The organism is Candidatus Parakkermansia intestinigallinarum (assembly GCF_944389695.1).
In the GTDB taxonomy this organism is placed as follows: Bacteria; Verrucomicrobiota; Verrucomicrobiia; order Verrucomicrobiales; family Akkermansiaceae; genus Akkermansia; species Akkermansia intestinigallinarum.
In genome coordinates this window covers 130,527-152,785 of the sequence record NZ_CALXNG010000002.1, presented here as the reverse complement: position 1 = coordinate 152,785, position 22,259 = coordinate 130,527, and the positions used below count along the sequence as shown (strand labels likewise).

The following is a 22,259-nucleotide window of genomic DNA, read 5'->3' as shown; positions in this document are numbered from 1 at the left end:
CTGGGCATGGTAGGAGATTTCTCCTCCATGCTCAATGTTTTTTCTGCCCCCTGCGTTGTTTTTCTCTTCTTCTCTCTACTCTGTTGCGGCGTCATTCCACACAATTAGCAGAAGAGCCCTTTTTTGTCATGGAAAGCTAAATATCCTTGACAAAAGCGTCAAAAGAACTTAATTTCAGCTAACGATCATGGCCGTGCTGCGTACAGAAGCGACGAGGATTTCACCGAGCTACCGGCAGATGGAGCTCAATCCTCAAGTGGCCGACGGCGACATGCACACGCCGGAAAACGTCATGAAGCAGGCCGAGCAGGCCCGCCAGCAGGCCGAATTCTATGAGGCTCAGCGCGAGCAGTGGGAGGCGCAGCGGCGAGAACTCGAGCAGGGCAACGAACAGAAGCAGCGCTTCTGCTATGAGATGAACCGCCTCGGCATGAACATGCACAACACCGTGCGGCGAATTGAGCAAGAGCTTGAATCCATGGAGCGCGAGCACCGGGAGCTGGACTCCATCTGCACCTGCTTCAAGAAACACCTCCAAATTCTCTCCGCCATGCAGCCGCAGAGCTGGAACACCGAGGGGCTCCGCGACCGCTTGCGGGACGCCTTCACCAAGCTCGATCGCGCCGAAAACGACTACGAAGAAGCCTACGCCATGAAGTCCCGCTTCCGGCACAGCGACGTGCTGCGCCACCGCCCGCGCTCGGGCGATGACGGCACGGGGCTGAACAAGAAGGAGCTCATGGCGACCTTCACCAAGGGTCTCGTCTTTCACCTGCCGCTTTTCGTTCTGCTCCTGATCACTTGGCTCATCAGCCTGTGGATCACCCGCTGACTCCATCCCTCTCCATCCCTCTCCATCCCTCTTCCGACACGATGAACACAAGAAACGCCGCCAGCAACCGCCTTCGGAGTGAAATGCCCCGGCACCGCGACGCCGCCTTCGAGCGCGGCGCGGGGCGCCGCCGCGCCGTCGACACCCTCGAACCCTCCGAAGATGTCCTTGAGCGCCGCCGCAGGCACCACCTCGTCGGGGCGAGAGCGGCGAGCCACGGTTCGGACGTCAAGGGCGCCTTCGGCGAAAACCTCTTCATGCTCATCGCGCTGCTTGCCGTCATCTACGGCCTCTACCGCCTCGGTCTGCACGTTCTCATCCACTCCTGACCCCAACGCCATATGCAAGCGAACATCGACGTAGCCTATATTGCCGGCCTCGCCAAAATCGACCTCACTGAGCAAGAGACGGAGCGTTTCACCGCCGATCTCAACCAAATTCTCAGCTACGTCAACCAACTTGAGCAGTGGGACATCGAAGGTGTCGAAGCCATGACGCACCCGCTGCCCACCTGCGACGCCCTGCGCGCCGACTGCCCCGGCGAAAGCCTCGATCGGCAGGCGGCTCTCGCCAACGCCCCCGCGCAAGAGGACGGGCAATTCCGCGTCCCGAAAGTCGTCGAATCCGCGCACTGATCACCCGCACCACACCACACCGATGACCCAGCCCTTCGGATCAGTCACTCACTGGCGGCAGCAACTCCTCGCCGGAACCGTCAGCCCCGTCGAACTCGTACAAGAGCTCTCCCGCCGCATCGAGCAGGAGAATCCCCGGCTCAACGCCTACATCTCCCATGACACCGAGCGCGCGCTCGCCGAGGCCGCTCGGGCAGACCTCAGCAAGCCCTTGGGCGGCATCCCCATCGCCGTCAAAGACAACATCTGCGTGCAGGGCGAGCCGACGCGCTGCGCATCGCGCATGCTGGCCAACTACATTTCCCCCTACGACGCCACCGCCGTCGCGAAGCTGCGCGCCGCCGGCGCCATTCCCTTCGGCCGCACCAACATGGACGAGTTTGCCATGGGCTCCACCGGCAAAAATTCCGCCTTCGGCCTCACCCGCAACCCGGCCGATCCGGAGCGCGTTCCGGGCGGCTCATCGAGCGGCTCGGCGGCAGCCGTCGGCGGCGGTATCGCCCTAGCGGCTCTCGGCTCGGATACCGGCGGCTCCATCCGCCAGCCGGCCTCGCACTGCGGCGTCGTCGGCCTCAAGCCCACCTACGGGCGCATTTCGCGCTACGGCCTAGTCGCCTTTGCCTCCTCACTCGACCAAATTGGCCCGCTGACGCAGGACGTGCAGGACGCCGCCCTCATCCTCAATGCCCTCTGCGGTCACGACCCGAAAGACTCCACCAGCAACCCCGGAGACTGCCCCGACTTCTGCGCCGAACTCGGGCGCGACATCGCCGGGCTTCGCATCGGCATCCCCCGCGAATACCTCAACGAGGGCAACGACCCCACCGTCAAAGGCGCTCTGGAGCGCAGCATCAGCGAACTGACGCGGCTCGGCGCCGAGCTCGTCGACATCTCCCTGCCGCACACCGAAGCCGTCATCGCCACCTACTACATCATCGCCTGCGCCGAAGCCTCGTCCAATCTCTCGCGCTTCGACGGCATCCGCTACGGCTACCGCGCCGCTGAGACCAACGGCCTCGACGATCTCTACAGCAAGACCCGCGCCACGGGCTTCGGCCCCGAGGTCAAGCGCCGCATCATCTTGGGCACCTACGTGCTCTCCAGCGGTTTCTACGACGCCTACTACACGCGCGCTCAGAAGGTGCGCTCCCTCGTCGCCCGCGACTTCAGCAACGCCTTCGGCCGCGTCGACCTCATTCTGGGTCCGACGGCACCGACGCCCGCCCCGCTCATCGACAGCGAGCATCAAAGCCCGCTGCAAACCTACCTCTCAGACGTCTACACCGTGCCGGCCAACCTCGCCGGCCTGCCGGGCATCTCCCTCCCCTGCCCTCAGGAAGGCTGCCTGCCCACCGGCATTCAGCTGCTCGCCCCGGTCAACGGAGAGCCCCTCATGCTTCGAGCCGCCTACGCGCTTGAAGCGGCCTTCGCCGACAGAGCCTGAGCTCCGCGTTCCGCCGCCGCCCGGCACCCGGCTTCAAGCTCGGGTGCTGCGCTGCGCTCCTCCGCCTCCCCCATCTCCGCCTCCGCAACCGCCATCTCCGCCGCTGCCTCGCCCATGACATCGGAACAACACGGCACCGCACGCCCCCTGCGCCCCACGCGCCCCGTCATGCTCAGCATTGCCGGCTCCGACTGCTCGGCCGGGGCGGGCATTCAAGCCGACCTCAAAGCGGGCCTCGCCATGGGCAGCTACCCGCTCACCGCCGTCACCTGCGTCGTGAGCGAAGTACCCGGACAGGTTGAGAGCCTCCGCGCCTTGGATGCCGACTTCGTTGCGAGCCAAGTAAGGCTCTGCCTGAAGCACTTTCCCGTGCGCGCCGTCAAGACCGGCATGCTCTACTCGACCGACATCGTCGAAGCCGTCGCGGCCGAGCTCCGACCGCAGGGCCTGCCCCTCGTCATCGACCCCGTCATGATCGCCACGGCGGGTGAGCCCCTCATGCTGCAGGAAGCCATCAGCAGCTACGAGCGCCACCTCATTCCGCAGGCCACCCTGCTCACCCCCAATCTCGACGAACTCGAGCGCCTCCTCGGCTGCCCGCGCCCCCAAAGCCCCGATGAACTCGCCGCCGCCGCAAGAGACCTGGCTCGGCGCTACGGCTGCGCCATCCTCGCCAAAGGCGGGCACCTGAGCGGCGACACCTGCTGCGACGTCCTCGCCGAGCCCGACGGCAGCCTGCACCGCCGCGAGCACCCGCGCACCAAGGGCATCTCCACCCACGGCACCGGCTGCACGCTCTCCGCAGCCCTCGCCGCCCGCCTTGCCTGCGGCGACTCCCTGCCCGACGCCGCCGCGCGCGCCCTCGACCACGTCAGCCGAGCCATCGCGCAATCCCTGCGGCTCGGCGACCTCGACGCGCTCAACCACGGCGGCGCCGCATCCTGACCCCCTTCGGCTCCGCCCCAAGCACACCGACTCGGCAATTACTGTTGCACGCCGCGCCCAAGCGTGGTAGCATGAGCCATGCAAGCGAGCTTTGAAGAAGCCATCAACCAACTCGTCGAGAGGCACCCCGAATACGCAGCCGAAGCCTACTACTTCATGCGCAACGCCATCGACTACGCCGCCGAGCAGCTCAACAAAAGCGATCAATCCCCCCACCTCAGCGCAGAAGAACTCTACCTCGGAGCCTGCGCCTACGCCCTCGACGAGTACGGCCCTCTGGCACGGCATCTTCTGGCAAGCTGGAATCTGCGCAGCAGCCACGACTTCGGCTGCATCGTCTACAACCTCATCGAAGCCGGCATTTTCGGGCGACAAAACAGCGACAGACAAGACGAGTTCGAGCACCTGACCCCCCTGTGCGACATCCTCGAAAGCCCCTACAGCATCATGCCGATTCCGCCGCAGACGCCCGAGGACGAAGCGGAGCCCGCGCCCCCCGCCCCCCGCAAAAAGGCCGCCAAGACCCGCTCGCGCCGACGCCAAACGCCGCCCTCTGACGGCACTGCATCCGCCGACAACTCATCAGACGACTCGTCCCCCGACACCGAATCACCCGACAACACATCACCCGCCGCATGAGCACCCCCACCCCCCTGCAAGGGCGCGATCTGCGCTGGCCCGCCGAATGGGAGCCGCAGAGCGCCGTCTGGCTCTCCTGGCCGCACCGCCAAGACCTCTGGCAAGGCGGCCTCGACGAGCTCATCGAACGCTACACCGAGCTCGCCGCCGCCATCGCCGCAGAAGCCGAAGTCCGCATCAACGCCGCCGCCGAACTGCACCGCGGCATCGCCGCACAGCTGCGTGCGCGCGGCGTCGAGCGCTACCGCCTCTTCGACCACCCCACCAACGACGTCTGGTGCCGCGACCACGGCCCCATCTTCACCCAACGGCGCGACGGCGGCCTGCAAATTGCCGACTGGCGCTTCAACGCCTGGGGCGGCAAATTCGCCCCTTGGGACGCCGACAACCGCATCCCCGAGCACATTGCCGGCAGTCTTGCTCTGCCGCGCCTGAGCAGCAACATCATCCTTGAAGGCGGCGCCATCGAAGGCAACGGCCAAGGTCTGCTCATCACCACCGAAGCCGTCCTGCTCAACGAAAACCGCAACCCCGGCCTCAGCAAGCAGGACATCGAAGCCGAGCTCCTGCGCCTGCTCGGCGTCACGAGCGTCTTCTGGCTCGGCTCCGGCATCGAAGGCGACGACACCGACGGGCACATCGACGACATGGTGCGCTTCGTCGCTCCCGATGCCGTCGTCTCCATCACGGAGCCCGACCCGCACTCACCGCACTACCGCAACCTAGCCGAAAACAACGAACGCCTGCAAGACCTTCGCACCCCCGACGGGCATCGCGTCGACATCATCCCCCTGCCCATGCCGCAGCCCCTCATCGCCCGCGACTGGAGGCTCGAGCAGCTCCCCGCCAGCTACGCCAACTTCCTCATCTGCAACGGCAGCGTCATCGTCCCCATCTTCATGCAGGACAAAGAGGACGACCGCGCCCTCGGCATCCTGCGCGAATGCTTCCCCGGGCGGCGCGTCGTCGGCATCGACGCCCGCCGCCTCGTCATCGAGGGCGGCGCCATCCACTGCATCACCCAGCAGCAGCCCGCCCCGGGCTCTCCCTTCTGAGACCCCTGCCCCCGCAGCCTTCCCGCGGCTCAGCGCTCGGCAAAGGCCGGGCCCGCGTCGCCGCCGGGTGGCGGTCAAAGCCCCGCTTCCGCACACAGGCGGAAGCGGGGCTTTCCCATAGGCTCATGCGGGGAGGAGAAGCAGGGCCGCCTCGAAGCCTCGCGGGGCTCCCGGCGCGCTCTCGCCCGCTCTCTCCTCTCTCAGCGAGCAAACTCAATCGGGTAGCGTAATCTCGGCGAGAGCCGCTTGGCTCAGCGCCACCTTCTGCCCGGCCTTCAGCTCCGACACGCGGAACTGCGCCGTCCAACGGTAAGAGAACCCGTTGGGATAAATCAAAATCATCGCCACCTCGCGGTGGTCCTCCTTCAGCTGCGCCAACTCCGCAGCCGAAAAGCGGCAGCGAAACACCACGCCATCCTCAACGGCCTGCCGCTGCGCCACGAAAGCCACGGCATCGTAATCCTGATTCACCCCCGAGGGCATATCCTGCACGTACACATTGACCGCCTTCAACTCGGCAGCCTCGGCAGGCAGGCGCAGCTCGAGATCAAAATTCTCCCCGTCATAGACCAACTCCGGCTCCACCTCCTTCAGCGGCACGGCCGGCTTCGCGTAAAAAGCCTTCGGCAGCTCCGGCTGCGGCACCAACTCGCACACATCCAGAATCGCGCAAGACGCCTTCGTCAGATACGTCGGCTTCATCCCGAAGGTGTAATTTCCGCTGCCCATCAGCGGCGTGCCGAGACGGTTCAGCTCGCTGACGGGCCCGTTGTTATGATACAGATTCACACAGTGGCCCAACTCGTGCCCCAGCCCCCCGAACATCTTCGTCAGCAGGCGCCCCTGCTCCGTATCCTGCCCGAGGTAGCGCAAATCAAAGCCATTGTAATCCAGCACAAAGCAATTGCGCCCCATAGCGAAAAATGGCACGCCGCCCGGGCTTGCATCATTGAACTTCTCGTCGTAGCGCGTCGGCATAATCACAAAGGTATGCCGACTGAATTTGCGCTCCGGATGCAGGCGGAAAAACTCATCGATCTCCTTGAGGCAATCCATCGCGGCCTCGCCCGTGCAAGGGTACTCCGCCGCCGGCTTGCTCCCGCGAATCAGCGTCACGTCCACATCGCCGTTCTCCCTCAGGGGCAACTCAAAGCTGCGATAGCCGAAGCCGTTGCGAGCCATCTCCTCGCCGTAAAAGCGGCGGAGGTAGAGCAGCAACTCACTCAGGCGGCGCTCGTAATCCGCCAGCGGCTCCGAATCACAACCCACAAAATAAATCACATTGAGTTGGCGATTCGTCTTGACCACCTCCTCGGGGCGATTCAGCTCCTCCCCTCCGGACAGCAACTCGCGTGCGCGCTCCGAAAAATGCTCCGGCACGGGAGCCGCCACTACCCCCGACGCGGCAAGCAGTATACTCAGCGATAAAAAAGCAAACGGTCTCATGAGACAAACGCTACCTGCTTCCCCGCGCAGCGTCAAGCCCAAAATGAGACGGCTTCGGCCGCGGAAGCTCCGCCGCTCTTCACCGCCCGCACCCCCGCCGAATCCTTCCCCGACAAATCATGCCTGCACCGAACCCTCCCCCGCCGAATCCCCCGCCGAACCCGCCCGAACCGAACCCGCCCGAACCGCGCAAGCCCCGGCCGATAAACCCCGGCAGACAAGCCCGAACCGCGCAAGCCTTGGCCGACAAGCCCCGGCATGGCCGCGCGCACGAGAGCCTCTCACCCGAGCGGCAAAAGCCCCCGACGCGGCGAGCGGGCGCGGCGTCGAGGGCTTGAGGGAGGGCGGGCGAGCAGGAGGCGGTGCCGATCAGCGGCTCAGTAGGAGCTCTCGCGGAACTTCACCCGGCGGAGCGGCACGGGCTGCCCGGCCTTGATATCCGAGACCTTGAACTCCGCCGTCCAGCGGTAGCGGAAGCCGTTGGGCAAGAGGAAGATCGCGGCGATTTCACGCTCGTTCCCCGAGAGCTGTAACAGCTCGATGGCGGGGATGCGGCAGCGGATGCTCAGCCCGGTGTCCGTGTCTTCCTTCTGCGCGGTGAAGGCGACGGCATCATAGTCCTGGTTCACGGCGGAGGGCAGATCTTGCACGTAGACATTGGCGGCTTTGATGTCTCGCGCACCGGGCGTCGGCAGCTTGATCTGCAACTCAAAAACCTTGCCGTCGTAAAGGAGGCTCCCCTCGGCTTCGCGCAGCACCTCCGCCGGCCGGGCATAGAAGTGCTCGGGGTGGTTCAGCCCGGGGAAGACTTCGCAGACATCGAGGACGGCGCACGAGGCTTTCGTCAGGTAGGTCGGCTTGTAGCCGAAGGTGTAGTTCCCTCTGCCCATGAGCGGGGTACCGAGGCGCATCAGCTCGCTGACGGGGCCGTTGTTGTGCGGCAGGTTGAGGCCGTGGCCCAGTTCGTGGGCAAAGCCGCCGTACCACTTGGTGAGCAGATGGCCGTAGGGGGTGTCCTGCCCGAGGTGGCGCAGGTCGAATTCCTTGTAATCGAGCGCGAAGCAGTGGCGGCCGTAGCCGAAGAAGGGGACGCCGCCGGGGTTCTCATCGTTGTACTTGGCGTCGTGCTGCGTGGGCATGATGACGAAATGATGTTGGCTGTTGCAGCGCTCCGGGTGCTCGCGGAAGTAGTCTGCGATTTCAGCGAGACAGGCTTGCGCGGCCGCTCCGGAGTAGGTGTATTCAGCGGCTTTTTTTCGCCCGCGAATGAGGGTGATATCCACCTCGCCGTTGTCCTTCATGGGCAGGGCGACGGAGCGGTTGCCGAAGCCGTTGCGAGCCATTTCTTTCCCGTAAAATTGCTGCAGGTAGAGGAGCAATTCGCTGATGCGCCGCTCGTAGTCGGCTACGGGTTCGGCGTCGCTGCCGATGAAGTAGATGACGTTGAGCGTGTGTTTGATCTCTCCGACGTCCTCCGGTCGGTTGAGCTCGATGCGGTCGGCCAGAAGCTCCTTGGCGCGATCGGAGAAATGCTCCGGAATCGGTGCGGCGAGGGCGGTACCGATGAGGGCCGACGCCAGCCCCCCTGTCAGTAGAGAAGTGAGTCTCATGCGTGGCACTTTAGCAGCCGCACCCCCCGGCGGTCAAGCTCAAAAGCCCCTTGCGCCCCGCAGCGGCCGCCTTCGGCAGAAGCCTCTGATGTCTTGAGGCGAAGAGGGATGCCGTCTTTCAGACTTGCAGATCGGCGCGTCTGTGGTAGGATAGGGGTATGAGAGCTTTGTCCTGTATGCTGACGACGGCCGCTTTGGCCTGTTTCTGCCCCTGTGAGCTGAGTGCGGCTGTTTCCGAGGCGGCGAATTCGGCGCGCAATGCCGCGCAGGAGTACGGATCTGCCGTCCGCAATTGCGACCTTGTATGGGCGCTGGACAACATGTACCCGCCGCTGCGCCGCACGCTGGCTGATCGTCTGGCGTCGCGGGATCCGAAGCAGGAGGCAAGCAATGCCCGCCGCATTATGGGAATTGAGCGCGAGAGCGACGAGGCCGCGCGGGTGCGCATGCAGCAGGCGGATCGAGCGTTGGTGGAGCAGTACCGCAAGATGGGCGAGCAGATGAAGGCTCAGGGCTTTGTGGTTGAGCGCTATTCCGTGGGGACTCCGTATTCGGAGTACGTCGTGGCGCATTCGACCGGCATGGTGCGCCCCGTGCTCAAGGATCGCGCGGGCGCTACGAGGGCGGATGCGCTGCAGGCCGATGCGGATCGCTCGCGCATTGTGGTGCTGCCCATTACGCTGGTGGTGCGCGTGCCTGCTGCCAGCGGCCGCATGCAGCGCATGGAACGCCGCAGTTATATTTACGCCATTCGCGATGAGGTGGTGTCCGGCGTCAATATGCGCGGCACGGAGCTGAATCGCTGGTATTTCGTGGACAGCAATACGCAGGTGAACACGCTGCGCACTTACTTCCCGAATCTGCCGCTGGACATAGCGGTGCCGCCGACGGGTGATCGTCTTCTGCCCTGAGTGTTCCGCCGCCGGGCGCCGCTCGGCGGGAGTTGTTGTTGTGCGCTGTTGAGCCGTGGTCGGCCTCCCGGAACAGGTTTTGCATGATTTCTCGCCCGAGGGGGTGCTCTCGGCTGCGCAGAATTTTGAGTTTCGACCCGAGCAGCAGTCGATGGCCGTCAGTGTCGCCGAGGCGCTCTGCGACGACGCCGCGCTGCTGGTGGAGGCCGGTACGGGGGTGGGGAAGTCGCTGGCCTATCTGATTCCGGCCGTGCGTTTTGCTCTGGCTCAGGGGCGCAAGGCGGTGATTTCCACACACACGATCAATCTGCAGGAGCAGCTCTTTCACAAGGATTTGCCGACGGTGGCGCGGGCCTTGGGGCTCGAGTTTCGCACGGCTTTGCTCAAGGGGCGCGCGAATTACCTCTGCCGGACGCGCCTGCGCCGCGCGATTGAGCAGGCGACGGATCTGTTCAATCAGGCCGAGGTGCGGCAGCTGCACGATTTGCTGGCTTGGTCGCGCGATTGCGGCGAGGGCTCGCTGGCGGAGCTGCCGCCGGAGCTGGAGATCAGCCCGAAGGTGTGGGCACAGGTGTGCAGCGAGAATCACGTGTGCACGCTGCGCAACTGCGGCCCGTCCTGCCCGTATCAGGCGGCGCGTCTGCGCGTGCAGGAGGCGGACGTGGTGGTGCTGAATCACACGCTGTTTTTTGGTCTGTTGGCCTTGGCGCAGGAGCTCGAATCGGAGGAGAGTGAGGTGCAGGACGAGGTGCCGGGCTTTATTTTTCCGAATGATTTTGCGGTGCTGGACGAGGCGCATACGATGGAGACGGTGGCGGCGCACCAGCTGGGCTCTTCGCTTTCTCAGGCGGAGTTGAAGTATGAGTTGCTGCGTCTTTTCAATCCGTCGACGCGCAAGGGGACGCTGCGCCACTACGCGACGCCGCGTTTGTTGCAGTTGATCGACGACGCGCAGAATGCCGCCGAGCTCTTTTTTGAGTCGGCGCGCGCGGATTGCCGTCTCGATGAGAACCGAGGGACGGTGCGCCTGCGCCGGCCGGGCTGGACGCAGGATGATTTGTCGCCGGCACTGCGCGTTCTGGCGGACGAGGTGCTGTCGATGGCGCGGGTTTGCGAGGAGGAGGTGCCGGAAGCGGAGTTGAAGGATACGGCGGCTCGCCTGCTGGCCTATGCGGAGGTGGTGCGCGAGATGGTTGAGCTGACCTACTTGGACGCGCGTGTTTACTGGGCGGAGAGTGCCGGGCAGGAGGGGCGCTTTATGGTGCTGCGCGCGGCGCTGGTGAATGTGGCGCCGGTGCTGCGCGAGAGGCTGTTCGAGTCGGGGCGCTGCTGTATTTGCACGAGTGCGACGCTGGCGACGGGGGAGCGCGGGATGGGGTATTTTGCGGGGCGCGTCGGGGCGGAGGCGGCGCGGACGCTGCGCATCGGGAGTCCCTTTGATTATGCGGAGCAGATGCGTGTTGTGGTGGCGCGCAGTATGCCGCCGCCTCCTCCGGCGAGCGAGCCTGAGTTTTATTTGCAGGAGTTGGTCGGGCATATTCGCCGCAGTTTGGAGGAGACGCAGGGGCGGGCTTTTGTTCTGTTTACGAGTTACGGGCTGATGCGGCAGGTGGCGGCGGAGTTGCGGGCCTTTTGTGCGGAGCGGGGCTGGCCGCTGCTGGTGCAGGGTGAGGATCGCACGCGCAGCCGGATGCTGAGTCATTTCCGCGAGAATATCGGCAGTGTGTTGCTGGGGACGGATAGTTTTTGGACGGGAGTGGATGTGCCCGGTGAGGCGCTGTCGAATGTGATTGTGACGAAGATTCCGTTTGAGTCGCCGGGCAATCCGCTGACGGAGGCTCGCTGCGAAGATATTGCGGCGCGCGGCGGCAATGCGTTTCGCGATTATTCGCTGCCGGAGGCGGTGTTGAAGTTTCGGCAGGGTGTGGGGCGCTTGATTCGTTCGCGCTCGGATCGCGGGCTTGTGGTGCTGCTGGATTCGCGTATTACGTCGAAGTTTTACGGGCAGCGTTTCATGCTGGCGTTGCCGCGCGAGGCGAAGCGCGAGTTTATTTGAGCGGGTTCGGTGTCGTTCGCTGTTCGGCGGGGGCTTTTTCGGTGTTGGAGAGGGGCCGAGGGCTTGTTTTTCAGATTTTTTGTCTTTTTCATCACTTTTTCTCAAAAAAAAGCTTGCATTGCTGCCCGCATGCGAGTATAATGACCGCGCACCCCGCCAAACGAGAGATGGCCTGAGAGGGTCGGAGCGAGTGAGGTCGGGAGGCACGAAGAAAGACAAGGAGCGGTAGCTCAGTTTGGTTAGAGCGCAGCCCTGTCACGGCTGAGGTCGCGGGTTCGAGCCCCGTCCGCTTCGTCCTTGCCTGAGGCGAGTGATTCATGAATCACTCGCCTTCTTCGCTTTTGCGCGGTGCGGCGCGGTGTGGCGCGGTGTGGCGCGGTGTGGCGCGGTGTGGCGCGGTGTGGCGCGGTGGTGCGCGGCGTGACGCGGCGTGACGCGGTGGTGCGCGGTGTGGCGCGGTGTGGCGCGGTGCGGCGCAGCAGGGCGCGGTGCGGCGGAGGGCGACAAGAAGAGGCCCCTCGGCTGCGCGGAGCGCAGGAGGGGCTTCTCGTGTTCGGCTGTGCTCGGCAGTCTGCCGGGCGCGCGGCGTCCTCAGTCGCCGCTCTTGAGCACGTTGATGAAGGCTTCTTGCGGGATGTTGACGCGGCCGATGGCCTTCATGCGCTTCTTGCCTTCCTTTTGCTTTTCGAGCAGTTTGCGCTTGCGGGTGACGTCGCCGCCGTAGCACTTGGCCGTGACGTTCTTGCGCATGGGCGAGATGCTCTCTCGTGCGATGATTTTGCCGCCGATGCAGGCCTGAATGGCCACGGTGAAGAGCTGGCGTGGGATGACTTCCTTGAGTTTGAGGGCCAGCTCGCGCCCCTGCGATTCGGCGCGTTCGCGGTGCACGATCATGGAGAAGGCGTCGACGGGCTCCCCGGCGATCATCATGTCCATCTTGACGAGCTGGGCGGCCTGGTAGCCGTCGTATTCGTAGTCCATGGAGCCGTAGCCGCGCGTGGTGCTCTTGAGTTTGTCGTTGAAGTCGACGAGGATTTCGGCCATGGGGATGCGGCAGGTGAGCATGACGCGCGTGTCATCAATGGTCTCGGTGTGGACGACTTCGCCGCGCTTCTCCATGACGATGCGCATGATGTCGCCGATGTATTCGCTCGGGATCATGATGAAAACTTTGACGATGGGCTCGCGGATTTCCTTGATCTCCTGCGGCTCGGGGAGCATGCTGGGGTTGTCCACCTGCAGTTCGGTGCCGTCGGTCTTGGTGACTTCGTAGATGACGGAGGGGTAGGTAGAGATGACGTCCATGTTGAACTCGCGGCGCAGGCGCTCTTGGATGATCTCCATGTGCAGCAGGCCGAGGAAGCCGCAGCGGAAGCCGAAGCCGAGGGCTATCGAGCTTTCGCCCATGTAGGTGAAGGCGGCGTCGTTGATCTGGAGTTTGGCCATGGCTGCCTTGAGGGCTTCGTAGTCGGCGGAGTCGACGGGGTAGATGCCGGAAAAGACCATGGGGCGGATTTCCTTGAAGCCGGGCAGCGGTTCGGGACAGGGGTCGGCGCAGTTGGTGTAGGTGTCGCCGATTTTGACGTCGGCGGCGGATTTCATGTTGGCGATGATGTAGCCGACGTCTCCGGTCTCGAGCTGATCGACAGCCTGCATTTTCGGGGTGAAGATGCCGACTTCCTTGACTTCAAAGGTGTCGTCGGTGGCGAAGAGCTTGACTTTCATGCCGCGCGCCACGCTGCCGCTGACGAGGCGCACGTAGGAGACGACCCCGCGATAGGCGTCGTAGACGGAGTCGAAGACGAGGGCACGCAGGTGCCCGTCCTGCTGTTCGGCGGGCGGAGGGATGCGCTTGACGATGGCTTCGAGGACGTCTTCAATGCCGATGCCGGCTTTGGCCGAGCAGAGGATGGCTTCTTCGTGCGGGATGCAGACGACGTCTTCGAGCTGTTTGTAGACCTTGGGCAGGTTGGCGCCGGGCAGGTCGATTTTGTTGATGACGGGTACGATTTCCAACTGCTGGTCGAGCGCCAGGTGCATGTTGGCAAGGGTCTGAGCTTCGACGCCCTGAGCGGCGTCGACGATGAGGACGGCACCGTCGCAGGCGGCCAGAGAGCGCGAGACTTCGTAGGAGAAGTCGACGTGGCCCGGGGTATCGAGCAGGTTGAGCTCGTAGGTCTTGCCGTCCTGCGCTTCGTAGCGCATGGTGACGGGGTGCGATTTGATGGTGATGCCTTTTTCGCGCTCGAGATCCATGGCGTCGAGCAGCTGGTCTTGCTTGTCGCGCTCACCGATGGTGTTGGTGAATTCGAGCAGGCGATCGGAGAGGGTTGTCTTGCCGTGGTCGATGTGCGCGATGATCGAGAAGTTGCGTTTCAGCTTGATATCCGTACCCATGCGCGCGCAAGGATACGCTACCGCGAGGGTATAGTCAAGTGAAATTGCATCGCTCGCAAGTCGGCGCTCGGCGCGGAACACAGGCGTGCGGGGCACGAGAGGCGCATGCGCCGTCGGCGGGCGAAAGGCGCGGGCTCCACGGCGGGAAGGGCGCGGTCTCAGCGGCGCTCGGAAGACGGAGCTCAACGGCGGGAAGGGCGCGGGCTCTGCCGCAAACAAACGCCGCTCTGCGGATGCCGGAACGCGCTTAGTCGGCGGCTTCTGTGCTGCTGAAGCCGGGCTCGCGCCAGAGGTAGGAGCGCATGACGTCTTTGAGCTTGCCGTTGCAGTACAGCTCGATCTTCCAGCTGAGGATGTCTCCCTTGCGGATGCGCTCCTCGCCGTTGAAGAAGAATCGGGTGAGTTGCTCCTCAGCACGCTCGCGAGGCTCGCGGTACTCAACACTGCGCTGCTGCGGCTCGGAGCGGCTGAGCGCTTGGGTGTAGTGCATCACGAGGCGCACGTGAGCAGAGGGATCAGCATCGTACCAGCGCACGTAATAATAGTCGCCGAGGCGGCGGCGGCGCTCATCATCGGTGTTGGTGCCGTAGAGCAGATAGCGGTTGTGGGCGCGCACGGGAGCGTGCTCGATATCAAAGGACGCAGGCTTGGTGCTCGTGAGCGGAAGGTCGGCAATGCTGAGCAGCGCGGTCTCCTGCGGGGTGCTGCAGGAGACGGTCAGGAAGCCGGCGCAGGCGGCGAGCACGAAGAGGCGCTTCATGTCTCTATTGAATACCGAAAGGGCTCATTTGTCAAACACAATCGGCGCCGCAAGAGTGCCGCCGGACATGTGTCCCACAGTTTTGTTCGAAAGGAAGCGCAGAGCGAGCCGGAAGGCGTTTCATGGTGACACGGAGGAAGCTGCGATACCCGGCAACATTGTTGTCATAGGTGGCATCCGGCAAATTGCTTTCCCTGAGGGCATGGCTGATACGCCCGATGCCACTGCCCCATTTTTCAATCAGTCCGAGATATTTAAAAGCTTCAGCCAGTGATGGATTGCTGGGCAAAGAGAGCCCCTCGTGCAGATTATGAAGGCTCTATCACCAACATCAGGTGATTTTTAAAACGCCACAAAAACTCCCCACCATCGGCAAAGACAGTGGGGAGTTTTTTGTAGGAATTTTTATTGTTTCACAAGTTTGCCAACTTATCGCCAGCAGGAAGAGACTTAATGTAATCTTCCATGTATTGCCAATCTGGATTACCGTTAGCATCTACTGGTAGAGAAATTTGTAGGTCTTTCAAAACACCACTGTAAACGGCTCTTCCATAACTAAAACGGTATCGCTCATTGTTAATTACCGCACAAATGTACATGGCGCGATATACATTCATCTCAAACTTAGGGAGCAACATGTTTATTCGCCCATGACCAACCGCATAAAATGGTTTTGGTTGATAATATGCTTTACAAAACATATCCACCGATATGACATTTGAATTGCCGTCCCCATGAATTAACATATTCGTAGTAGATAATCCAAAAGCATATTCCTCATCTTCAATGCCATAAATTTGCTCTTTCTTTACCTTTTGTTCATCGGCAATGTTTCCATTGCAATCATCTATCGCTTCGGTCAATGCTCTTACTAAAAAAGCACCACTGCCACAACACGGGTCGGTTGCCGTGTCTAATTTGATACAACATAACGGCAGGGCATTTCTATCTCGTAACGATGCATCCGCACATGTGCATTTTTGCACACCCCTCATAACGATGCCGTATGCACCGTTACGGAGTAAGATATGGGATTTTACTGCAGTCTGTGCGTACATCTCGTCACCTCGTCAAACTGGAAAATGTTCATAACGGTCTTTTCAGGTAGACCATATCTACCAACTGAATACCGTTCTCAAATATCGGATGATCATAATTGTCTATAAAATAGTTTGGTAAGCTATGAGAATAAACGAAGCCGCACTTTTCATAGAACGGAATCGTCAAAGGACTATCACCGGTTCCGACCTGCACAACGGTATACTGTCCTTTATATTTATTGACAACAAAATCAATCATCGCTTTTGCATATCCTTTACCTTGGTACTCCGGAACTGTCGCAATGTTTTTTATCTCCAGCACACCATTTCCTTCATCGGTTACAACACACTCGCACTTAATGCCATCATCATCAAGAATGTACATCCTGCCCCTGGAAAGATAACGATCTATCATATCTTCTTGCTCATCCGCTAATAACAATAAATCGAGATACTGTTTCTTATCAGTCAAAATCTCAATAACACTCATGCCACACACCTGCAAAATAAATTTTTACGTAATCCCAAATTCCCCTGCATATCGCATTACTCCGCAAGCCTCCGGTGCATCTTCCCTCAGCTTATATGCCATGAAATTCTTCTTCGGCACGTCAAAGGGTGCCTGTATGCCAACGGTATCAGCCGGAACATATCCGAATTTGGGATAATAATTTTCGCTGCCCAGTACAACAGAATACGCAAAGCCAAGGTCAGCTGCAATCCTATGTCCCTCTTTTACCAATGCCGTACCGATTCCTTTTCTTTGGTACTCTGGGATTACAGAAAGCGGAGCAAGCGCAAGAACCGGAATATCTCCAACCCACGCTTTTGTAAACATAACGTGTCCGACAATGATTCCATCTATTTCCGCAACGAGCGACAGCTCGGAGATATAGGAATCCCCGTTTCTAAGAGCATTGACCAGATCCTGCTCGTTGCCGTCCGCATGGTCAGCGCTCTCAAAAGCTGTCTTTACCACATCATAAATACTTTCGTAATCACTTTTATTTTCTCTTCGTATCAGCATGCGGATTCCCCTGTCACAATCTGATATTCTGCCTGACCAAGCACACTTAATGCCTCCATCTCATATTCTGCCTTTACCAACACATAGTCTGTATTAAAAGTGGATATGGCAAATATCGGTATATTCTTTTCTGCTAGATGAGAAGCAATCTTGGCCAGTATGCCGGTCAGAGAAAAGTCCAGCAAACCCTCTATCCGAAAAGCTCTCCATCCATCCTCTCGGTCTGTGGTGTTATCTGGAGCATTAAGCTGGCACCCCTTCTTCGACACACGGGAGGGCGTTTTTTACCCCCGAGCACGAGTGGGTGCGTGAATATCTTATATCATGCCGGACGATGCAACGCAAGCCATTTTTTGAGGGAATTTGGAGCGTAGGAGCGGCTTCCCGAGCTATGCGAGGGCGAGGAGCGCAGCGACAAGTGCCGCTCCGCAGCGTAAAAGTCCCTCAAAAAATGGGGTTCGAGGGTCATCCCTGCGGCCTCTGTGTACATCTGGGGGCTTTGATTGCCCAGCGTTGAATGCGCTCGTTGCCCGTTGTAGTAGTCGAGCCAGCGAGCCGTTCTTTCCTTGGCTATCTGTAGACTCGGAATATCTTCGAGCAGAAAAAACTCGTGTTTGTAGGTGCGCCGGAAGCGCTCCATCACGATGTTATCTGCCCATCGTCCTTTGCTCTCTTGGCTGATGAGAATACCCTCTTCGAGCATCCTTGTCTGCCACCTCTCTGAGGTATACTGACTTCCTTGATCCGTATTGAATATCTGAGGCCTGCGCCCGGTCGAGAACGCCATCTCCAGAGCCTCCGGGCACAGATCCGTGCTCATGTTATCTTTCAGGCTCCAGCCTAATATTCCGCGGCTTGCCCAATCTATCACCGCACAGAGATAGTAGTTCTTTTGTCCGATTTGGAGGTAGGTGATGTCACTCGTCCACACTTCGTCAATTCGTTCTATCTTTTTATCTCTGAGACGATAAGGATACTTTCCGCCTTTCCTTGGATTCGCCGCCACAGTCGTCTGTGGATGCCGGAAGATGGTGCGCAGGCCCAGTTTCTTCCGAATCGTGGCGATGCGTTTGTAGCCTGCCCTAATGCCATGCTGGCGCTCCGGCATACAAAGGAGACGGCGTCGTCCCAACGTTGCATCTTGAAGGTAGAGTGCTTGCAGGGCTCGAGCCAAGTTTGCTTCCGCCTCCTGCTCCGCTGCCGTCGGTGTCACCGGTTTGTAGTAACTGCTACTACGAGCCACGCCCGGCAGCTCGCACCGGCGCTTTCGACTCAATGTGTGAGCATGAACATCCACGAGCCGGTGCCTCTGCTCTACAGCCCCGACTCTTTGGCTTTTTTTGACAGCCGGTCGAGTTCGAACTCCCTCTGCCCCAGTAATCGCTGTAGCGTATCGATCTCTTTCTGCTTTCGCTCCGGTTCACTGCGTAGCCCTTTGCGCGTGAGGCTCTCTTCTATGGCTTGCCATGCCTGCTTCTTCCAGTCCTTAACGGTTTCCGGGCTAATGCCGAAGTCTGAGGCAATTTGAGCCAAGGTTTTCTCGCCGGACAGGGCTTCTTTAATTACTTGTTTTTTTATGGCGACGCTGTAGCGGCCGCGTTTATGTATAGGGTTGCTCATGATGGGTTGCGCGTGGTTTCGTTAGATGATACGCACTCCCTTGGCTGAGGGCAAGCAAAACGTGGGTTAGCCTCGTGTCCGGAAACCCGGGGCCAGCATAGCCCTCCTGATTGGCAAAGGCCACCAAGGTTTTGATGTAGGTTTTGTGGTCATTCGGGAGTTGCTCCTTAAACTCCAGTGTTTCCGATTCGCCCGCATTGATTTCGTCACGTGTCATGCGCCATTTCGTACAGCCGCCTCCTAGTTATCATATCCCTAAAGCTTTGTCAAGGAATCATGTATGCAATGCAGAGCAGCGCAATTTATCAAAACAAAGGCCTTGTATCCGGGCACATGTTCCATCTCGTCTCCTTTCTGAGGTTGAATCTCTTCAGCAAAATAGATCCGTGGCAATGGATGAATGAGCCCTTCATGGCTCAGCCGCTAAAGGATCCCCCTACTACAAGGAGTTTTGCTTTGAGTGCTGCTCTTGCCTTGCCGCCTTCAGATTTCCGGCTCGCGCGGTGTTTCCCGCAAAGCAAAACGTTGGGACAGGTGTGGCCGCTGCGGGCAGCTGCTCTCTTTTTGCTTGCCATCGGCCCGCGGCGTGCTATAACGTTTTCATGGCTGTCCCCCAGAATACGATTGCGCTCATTTTCGATTTCGATCATACGCTCAGCCCGCACAACATGCAGGAGGAGACGATTTTCCCGGAGTTCGGCATCAATGCCGAGATTTTCTGGAAGAAGTGCAATGATCGCAGCCGCAATGAGGGCTGGGACGGTGAGCTGAGCTACCTCAAAGAGCTGCTGGATGCTCTCTGCCTCGACGGGGTGAGCAATGAGCAGTTGAGCAGCTTGGGCTCGCGCTTGACCTTTTTCCCGGGGATTCCGAGTTTCTTTGAGTTGCTGCCCCAACGCGCGCTGAGCGACGAGCATCGCTATGCGGGTATCCGCGTGGAGTATTACGTGATTTCCAGCGGCATTAAGAGTATTCTCGACGGTTCGCTGATTCGCCCGTACATGCGGCAGATTTTTGCCTGTGAGTTCAGCGAGCGCGAGGGGCATATTGATTTCCCCAAGCGCGTGATTTCTCACACGATGAAGACGCAGTTTCTTTTCCGCATCAACAAGGGGATGCTCAATTACAACGAGGATGTGAATGATCACATGGACGGGGATTTGCGCCCCGTGCCGTTCTCTCACATGATCTACATCGGCGACGGGCCGACGGACGTGCCCTGCTTCACGGTGATGCGCCAGCAGGGTGGCACGACGGTGGCGGTCTACGACAAGGATGACGTGACGCGGCAGAGTTTCCGCAAGTGCTACGACCTCAAGTCGGACCAGCATCGGGTGGACTTTTTCGCTCCGGCCGATTATTCACAGGGCAGTCACCTGTGGAATATCTTGGAGTTCCGCGTGCGCGACATCGCCGATCGCATCCTGCACAATATGCGCTGAGGGAAGGGCAAACGCCGCCGCGCCCGCCGCTGTCTTCGGTCGGGAGGGCCGCGCCAACAGGAAGCCCCGCCGCTTCGGTTTTCCGAGGCTGCGGGGCTTCGTTTGCAGGAGCGCGGTGAAAGGCCGACTCAGAGTTCTTCTTCGGCTTCGTCGTCGGCTGCCGGGCGGTTGTTACCGGTGGGCTTCGGCGCGGCCGGGCGCGCGTGGCGAGCGGCTTCGATGAGGAAGAGTTCCGCGACGCGGAAGGCGCGGCGCGATGCCTCGGCCGCCGTGCGGTCGTCCATCAAAGCGAGACCGTCTTCGGTCACTTCGCCGAGGTAGATTTTCCATGCGCGGCGCTTGAGTTCATCGGCATCAATGTTGCCGTTGAAAGCGGGAGCCGGGTTCTGCTGGCCGGGGTTGTCGCCTCGGTTGCGACGGCGGCGCTTGCGGCGACCGCCTCCGCCGCCTTCGTTGCCGCCGACGGTCTCGGGCACGGCGTAGCCCGGAGCGGGCTCGAGCTCGCGCCCCTCAGCGTTATCTCCGCTGCGGCGCTCCTGCTGAGGCCGGTTGTTGTTGCCCTGCCTGTTCGCTCGCTCATGGCGAGGCTCCTGCGGCTTGCGGGCGGAGGGCTCGGCTCCGGCGGCGGCCGGCTGAGACTCGGGATGCGCGGCCGGCTGCGGGGCGCGTTCGGCCGTCTGCTGCGGAGCAGGTTCGGCCGCAGGCTTCGGGGCGGGCTCGGCTACAGGCTTCGGAGCGGGCTCGGCTACAGGCTTCGGAGCGGGCTCAGCCGCGGGCTGCGGGGCCTTGGCCTCAGCGGGAGCGGCCTCGGTCTCCACCGCGTTTTTCTTGGAGGAGGCACTGCGCGCACGGGAGCGACGCACGGGCTTCTCGGCAGGCGCATCGGCGGCGGCCTGCGGCTCGGGGGCAGCGGCGGCAGCCTTGGCGGCTCCCGTCGCGCGGCGACGGGCGGGCTTGGGAGTCTGAGCGGCAGGGGCGGCGGCGCCGGCTTCGCCTGCGGCTTGGGCGGCCTTGGCGCTCCTGCGGCGGGGCGCAGGTTTGGCCTCGGCTTCAGCGGACTTCTTCAGTTCGTCTTGTTCCATGTTCTGTGTTGTCATTTATTGAGCCGTGACGTTCTGGTCAACTTGGAAGCACCATTCGGCCTTGTGGCTGGTGCCGTCGGAGGTATTCCAAGTAACGTGCACGGAAATGCTGGGCATGTAAATGCGGCAGGGCGGCGTCCACTCAATCGTGCGGCTGCTGTGGTCAACCTTGGCCGGCACTCTGCCGAATCCGCTCACGCTCATGCGAACGGATGAAAAATCAATACCCGCAACGCCGCTGAGCTGCGCCGAGATTACCGGCACCTCACAGCTGACGACGGAGCGCGGTCGCGGGCTCACCGGGAAGGGAGGAAGCGGCGTCGATCGCGGGAGGGTGCCCGGCTCGGCTCCCGTCGAAACCATCTTGCCGAGCTGCGCCGTGCGGAAGTCCATCGCTCTGCGGAAGACGGACTCATCCGTCCCGAAAATCATGTAGCGATGAATCTGCCAAGCAGGCTCATCATCCGTCACCTTGCCCGGCACCACCGTAAAGGCCGCCGTGTAGCCGTAGCTCGGCATGCGCTCGAGCATCACGGGCGTGTGGTAGCCGCCGGGGTAACAGAAAGTCGTAATGGGGCCGAAGAGTTGGCTGAGCTTCTCGCGCGACTTGCCGAGCTGCTCGTCGATGAAGGCGACATTGGCCTCGTCGCCCTGCGCGGCCGCGGCTTTCCACTCGGAGGGGTAGGGGTGTGTGAGCGAGTGGCTGCCGATGGTGGCTCCGTTCTTCATCATCTCGCGCACCATGTCCACACTGAGGCTGTTGCCGCGCCCCGTGAGGAAGTCGGGGTAGAGGAAGAGCGTGAAGGGGAAGCCGAACTCGCGCAAAATGGGGTAGGCGTCGGTGTAGACGCTGCGCCACCCGTCGTCGAGGGTGATGAGGACGCAGCGGGCCGGGAGCTCGCGGCGCCCGAAGCGCCATTCGAGGAATTCCTCCATGCTGATGACCGTCAGGCCGTTGTCGCGGATGTACTGCATCTGCGCGCGGAAGTCGTCCGTGCGCATGAGCATCTCGGTCACGGGCTCGGTTTTGCTGAAGTTGTGGTAACCGAGCACGGCGACGCGGGTCTGATCGTGCGGCACGAGCAAGGCCTGATCCGGCGAGCAGCTGCGCAACCGCGCTCCGCTCCGGTCGGCGGGCGGAGCAACAGCGGCGCCGTCGGCGGGAAGGTCGTGCCAATCGGGCTCGGGCGGCAAGTCGGGCAGCTCATCCTGCGCCTGAACCTGCACGACGAAAAGCAGCATCAGCATCGCCGGGATTATGTGCAGAAAGCGTCTCATCCGCCACGAAGTTAACACATTCAGCCGACAAGGCAAGCCT

At 61.2% G+C, this 22,259-nt stretch carries 24 protein-coding genes and 1 tRNA gene; 11 read left to right on the top strand and 14 right to left on the bottom strand.

What is annotated here, in order from left to right; translation table 11 throughout:
• Window positions 1–193: 193 nt before the first annotated feature.
• The 7 genes from AC6UAL_RS01250 to AC6UAL_RS01220 all read left to right on the top strand — a co-directional run bounded on the left by AC6UAL_RS01250 (window position 194) and on the right by AC6UAL_RS01220 (window position 5,550).
• Window positions 194–832 (top strand): hypothetical protein, encoded by a 639-nt coding sequence (locus tag AC6UAL_RS01250; protein ID WP_500681532.1) that lies wholly within the window; start codon window positions 194–196, stop codon window positions 830–832.
• Between the two features lie 41 nt (window positions 833–873).
• Window positions 874–1,161 (top strand): hypothetical protein, encoded by a 288-nt coding sequence (locus tag AC6UAL_RS01245; RefSeq protein ID WP_500681531.1) that lies wholly within the window; start codon window positions 874–876, stop codon window positions 1,159–1,161.
• A gap of 12 nt (window positions 1,162–1,173) precedes the next feature.
• Window positions 1,174–1,467, top strand: a complete 294-nt coding sequence (gatC, locus tag AC6UAL_RS01240; RefSeq protein ID WP_500681530.1) for an Asp-tRNA(Asn)/Glu-tRNA(Gln) amidotransferase subunit GatC — start codon at window positions 1,174–1,176, stop codon at window positions 1,465–1,467.
• A 22-nt stretch (window positions 1,468–1,489) separates the two neighbouring features.
• Window positions 1,490–2,911, top strand: a complete 1,422-nt coding sequence (gatA, locus tag AC6UAL_RS01235; RefSeq protein ID WP_500681529.1) for an Asp-tRNA(Asn)/Glu-tRNA(Gln) amidotransferase subunit GatA — start codon at window positions 1,490–1,492, stop codon at window positions 2,909–2,911.
• A 114-nt stretch (window positions 2,912–3,025) separates the two neighbouring features.
• Window positions 3,026–3,856, top strand: a complete 831-nt coding sequence (thiD, locus tag AC6UAL_RS01230; protein ID WP_500681528.1) for a bifunctional hydroxymethylpyrimidine kinase/phosphomethylpyrimidine kinase — start codon at window positions 3,026–3,028, stop codon at window positions 3,854–3,856.
• A gap of 78 nt (window positions 3,857–3,934) precedes the next feature.
• On the top strand, window positions 3,935–4,495 hold the full coding sequence (locus AC6UAL_RS01225) for a Minf_1886 family protein (protein ID WP_500681527.1): 561 nt from the start codon (window positions 3,935–3,937) through the stop codon (window positions 4,493–4,495).
• Entirely contained in the window at window positions 4,492–5,550 is a 1,059-nt protein-coding gene (locus AC6UAL_RS01220; RefSeq protein WP_500681526.1) for an agmatine deiminase family protein, read from the top strand. The genes AC6UAL_RS01225 and AC6UAL_RS01220 overlap by 4 nt, the downstream gene beginning before the upstream one ends.
• Window positions 5,551–5,763: 213 nt before the next feature.
• Here the strand turns inward: AC6UAL_RS01220 and AC6UAL_RS01215 are convergent, their stop codons facing one another.
• Both AC6UAL_RS01215 and AC6UAL_RS01210 read right to left on the bottom strand, forming a co-directional pair.
• Entirely contained in the window at window positions 5,764–6,996 is a 1,233-nt protein-coding gene (locus tag AC6UAL_RS01215) for a hypothetical protein (RefSeq protein WP_500681525.1), read from the bottom strand.
• A 377-nt stretch (window positions 6,997–7,373) separates the two neighbouring features.
• Window positions 7,374–8,606, bottom strand: a complete 1,233-nt coding sequence (locus AC6UAL_RS01210; RefSeq protein WP_500681524.1) for a hypothetical protein — start codon at window positions 8,604–8,606, stop codon at window positions 7,374–7,376.
• A 158-nt stretch (window positions 8,607–8,764) separates the two neighbouring features.
• Here AC6UAL_RS01210 and AC6UAL_RS01205 point away from each other — a divergent pair, with 158 nt between their 5' ends.
• The 3 genes from AC6UAL_RS01205 (at window position 8,765) to AC6UAL_RS01195 (ending at window position 11,867) form a co-directional block, all read left to right on the top strand.
• The gene (locus tag AC6UAL_RS01205) at window positions 8,765–9,517 is read left to right on the top strand and encodes a hypothetical protein (RefSeq protein WP_500681523.1); all 753 of its coding nucleotides are present in this window, start codon (window positions 8,765–8,767) and stop codon (window positions 9,515–9,517) included.
• A 55-nt stretch (window positions 9,518–9,572) separates the two neighbouring features.
• Window positions 9,573–11,573, top strand: coding sequence for an ATP-dependent DNA helicase (locus tag AC6UAL_RS01200; protein ID WP_500681522.1), 2,001 nt, complete (start codon window positions 9,573–9,575; stop codon window positions 11,571–11,573).
• A gap of 219 nt (window positions 11,574–11,792) precedes the next feature.
• A tRNA-Asp gene (locus AC6UAL_RS01195) sits at window positions 11,793–11,867 on the top strand.
• A 297-nt stretch (window positions 11,868–12,164) separates the two neighbouring features.
• On the opposite strand, the gene lepA is transcribed toward AC6UAL_RS01195, so the two are convergent.
• The 10 genes from lepA to AC6UAL_RS01145 form a co-directional block, all read right to left on the bottom strand.
• Entirely contained in the window at window positions 12,165–13,970 is a 1,806-nt protein-coding gene (lepA, locus tag AC6UAL_RS01190) for a translation elongation factor 4 (RefSeq protein ID WP_500681521.1), read from the bottom strand.
• Window positions 13,971–14,217: 247 nt separating this feature from the next.
• A complete protein-coding gene (locus AC6UAL_RS01185) occupies window positions 14,218–14,730 on the bottom strand; it encodes a hypothetical protein (RefSeq protein ID WP_500681520.1) in 513 nt (170 codons plus the stop codon).
• A gap of 31 nt (window positions 14,731–14,761) precedes the next feature.
• Window positions 14,762–15,037: an ATP-binding protein gene (locus AC6UAL_RS01180; protein ID WP_500681533.1), complete on the bottom strand. Its 276-nt coding sequence runs from the start codon at window positions 15,035–15,037 to the stop codon at window positions 14,762–14,764.
• A gap of 106 nt (window positions 15,038–15,143) precedes the next feature.
• Complete coding sequence (locus AC6UAL_RS01175; RefSeq protein WP_500681519.1) at window positions 15,144–15,788, bottom strand: N-6 DNA methylase; 645 nt, start codon at window positions 15,786–15,788, stop codon at window positions 15,144–15,146.
• 28 nt (window positions 15,789–15,816) lie between these two features.
• The gene (locus tag AC6UAL_RS01170; RefSeq protein WP_500681518.1) at window positions 15,817–16,260 is read right to left on the bottom strand and encodes a GNAT family N-acetyltransferase; all 444 of its coding nucleotides are present in this window, start codon (window positions 16,258–16,260) and stop codon (window positions 15,817–15,819) included.
• Window positions 16,261–16,284: 24 nt separating this feature from the next.
• The gene (locus AC6UAL_RS01165; RefSeq protein ID WP_500681517.1) at window positions 16,285–16,797 is read right to left on the bottom strand and encodes a GNAT family N-acetyltransferase; all 513 of its coding nucleotides are present in this window, start codon (window positions 16,795–16,797) and stop codon (window positions 16,285–16,287) included.
• Entirely contained in the window at window positions 16,791–17,066 is a 276-nt protein-coding gene (locus AC6UAL_RS01160; RefSeq protein WP_500681516.1) for an ACT domain-containing protein, read from the bottom strand. The genes AC6UAL_RS01165 and AC6UAL_RS01160 overlap by 7 nt, the downstream gene beginning before the upstream one ends.
• Window positions 17,067–17,119: 53 nt before the next feature.
• Entirely contained in the window at window positions 17,120–18,094 is a 975-nt protein-coding gene (locus AC6UAL_RS01155; RefSeq protein ID WP_500681515.1) for an IS3 family transposase, read from the bottom strand.
• A 17-nt stretch (window positions 18,095–18,111) separates the two neighbouring features.
• Window positions 18,112–18,417 (bottom strand): transposase, encoded by a 306-nt coding sequence (locus tag AC6UAL_RS01150; protein ID WP_500681514.1) that lies wholly within the window; start codon window positions 18,415–18,417, stop codon window positions 18,112–18,114.
• Window positions 18,398–18,634, bottom strand: a complete 237-nt coding sequence (locus AC6UAL_RS01145; RefSeq protein WP_500681513.1) for an AlbA family DNA-binding domain-containing protein — start codon at window positions 18,632–18,634, stop codon at window positions 18,398–18,400. The genes AC6UAL_RS01150 and AC6UAL_RS01145 overlap by 20 nt, the downstream gene beginning before the upstream one ends.
• 385 nt (window positions 18,635–19,019) lie before the next feature.
• On the opposite strand from AC6UAL_RS01145, the gene AC6UAL_RS01140 reads away from it, so the two are divergent.
• Window positions 19,020–19,859 carry an HAD family hydrolase gene (locus AC6UAL_RS01140; RefSeq protein WP_500681512.1) on the top strand — a complete coding sequence of 280 codons (840 nt, stop codon included), beginning with the start codon at window positions 19,020–19,022 and terminating at the stop codon, window positions 19,857–19,859.
• Between the two features lie 128 nt (window positions 19,860–19,987).
• On the opposite strand, the gene AC6UAL_RS01135 is transcribed toward AC6UAL_RS01140, so the two are convergent.
• The gene (locus tag AC6UAL_RS01135; RefSeq protein ID WP_500681511.1) at window positions 19,988–20,941 is read right to left on the bottom strand and encodes a hypothetical protein; all 954 of its coding nucleotides are present in this window, start codon (window positions 20,939–20,941) and stop codon (window positions 19,988–19,990) included.
• A gap of 15 nt (window positions 20,942–20,956) precedes the next feature.
• Window positions 20,957–22,189 (bottom strand): polysaccharide deacetylase family protein, encoded by a 1,233-nt coding sequence (locus AC6UAL_RS01130; protein ID WP_500681510.1) that lies wholly within the window; start codon window positions 22,187–22,189, stop codon window positions 20,957–20,959.
• Window positions 22,190–22,259: the final 70 nt, after the last annotated feature.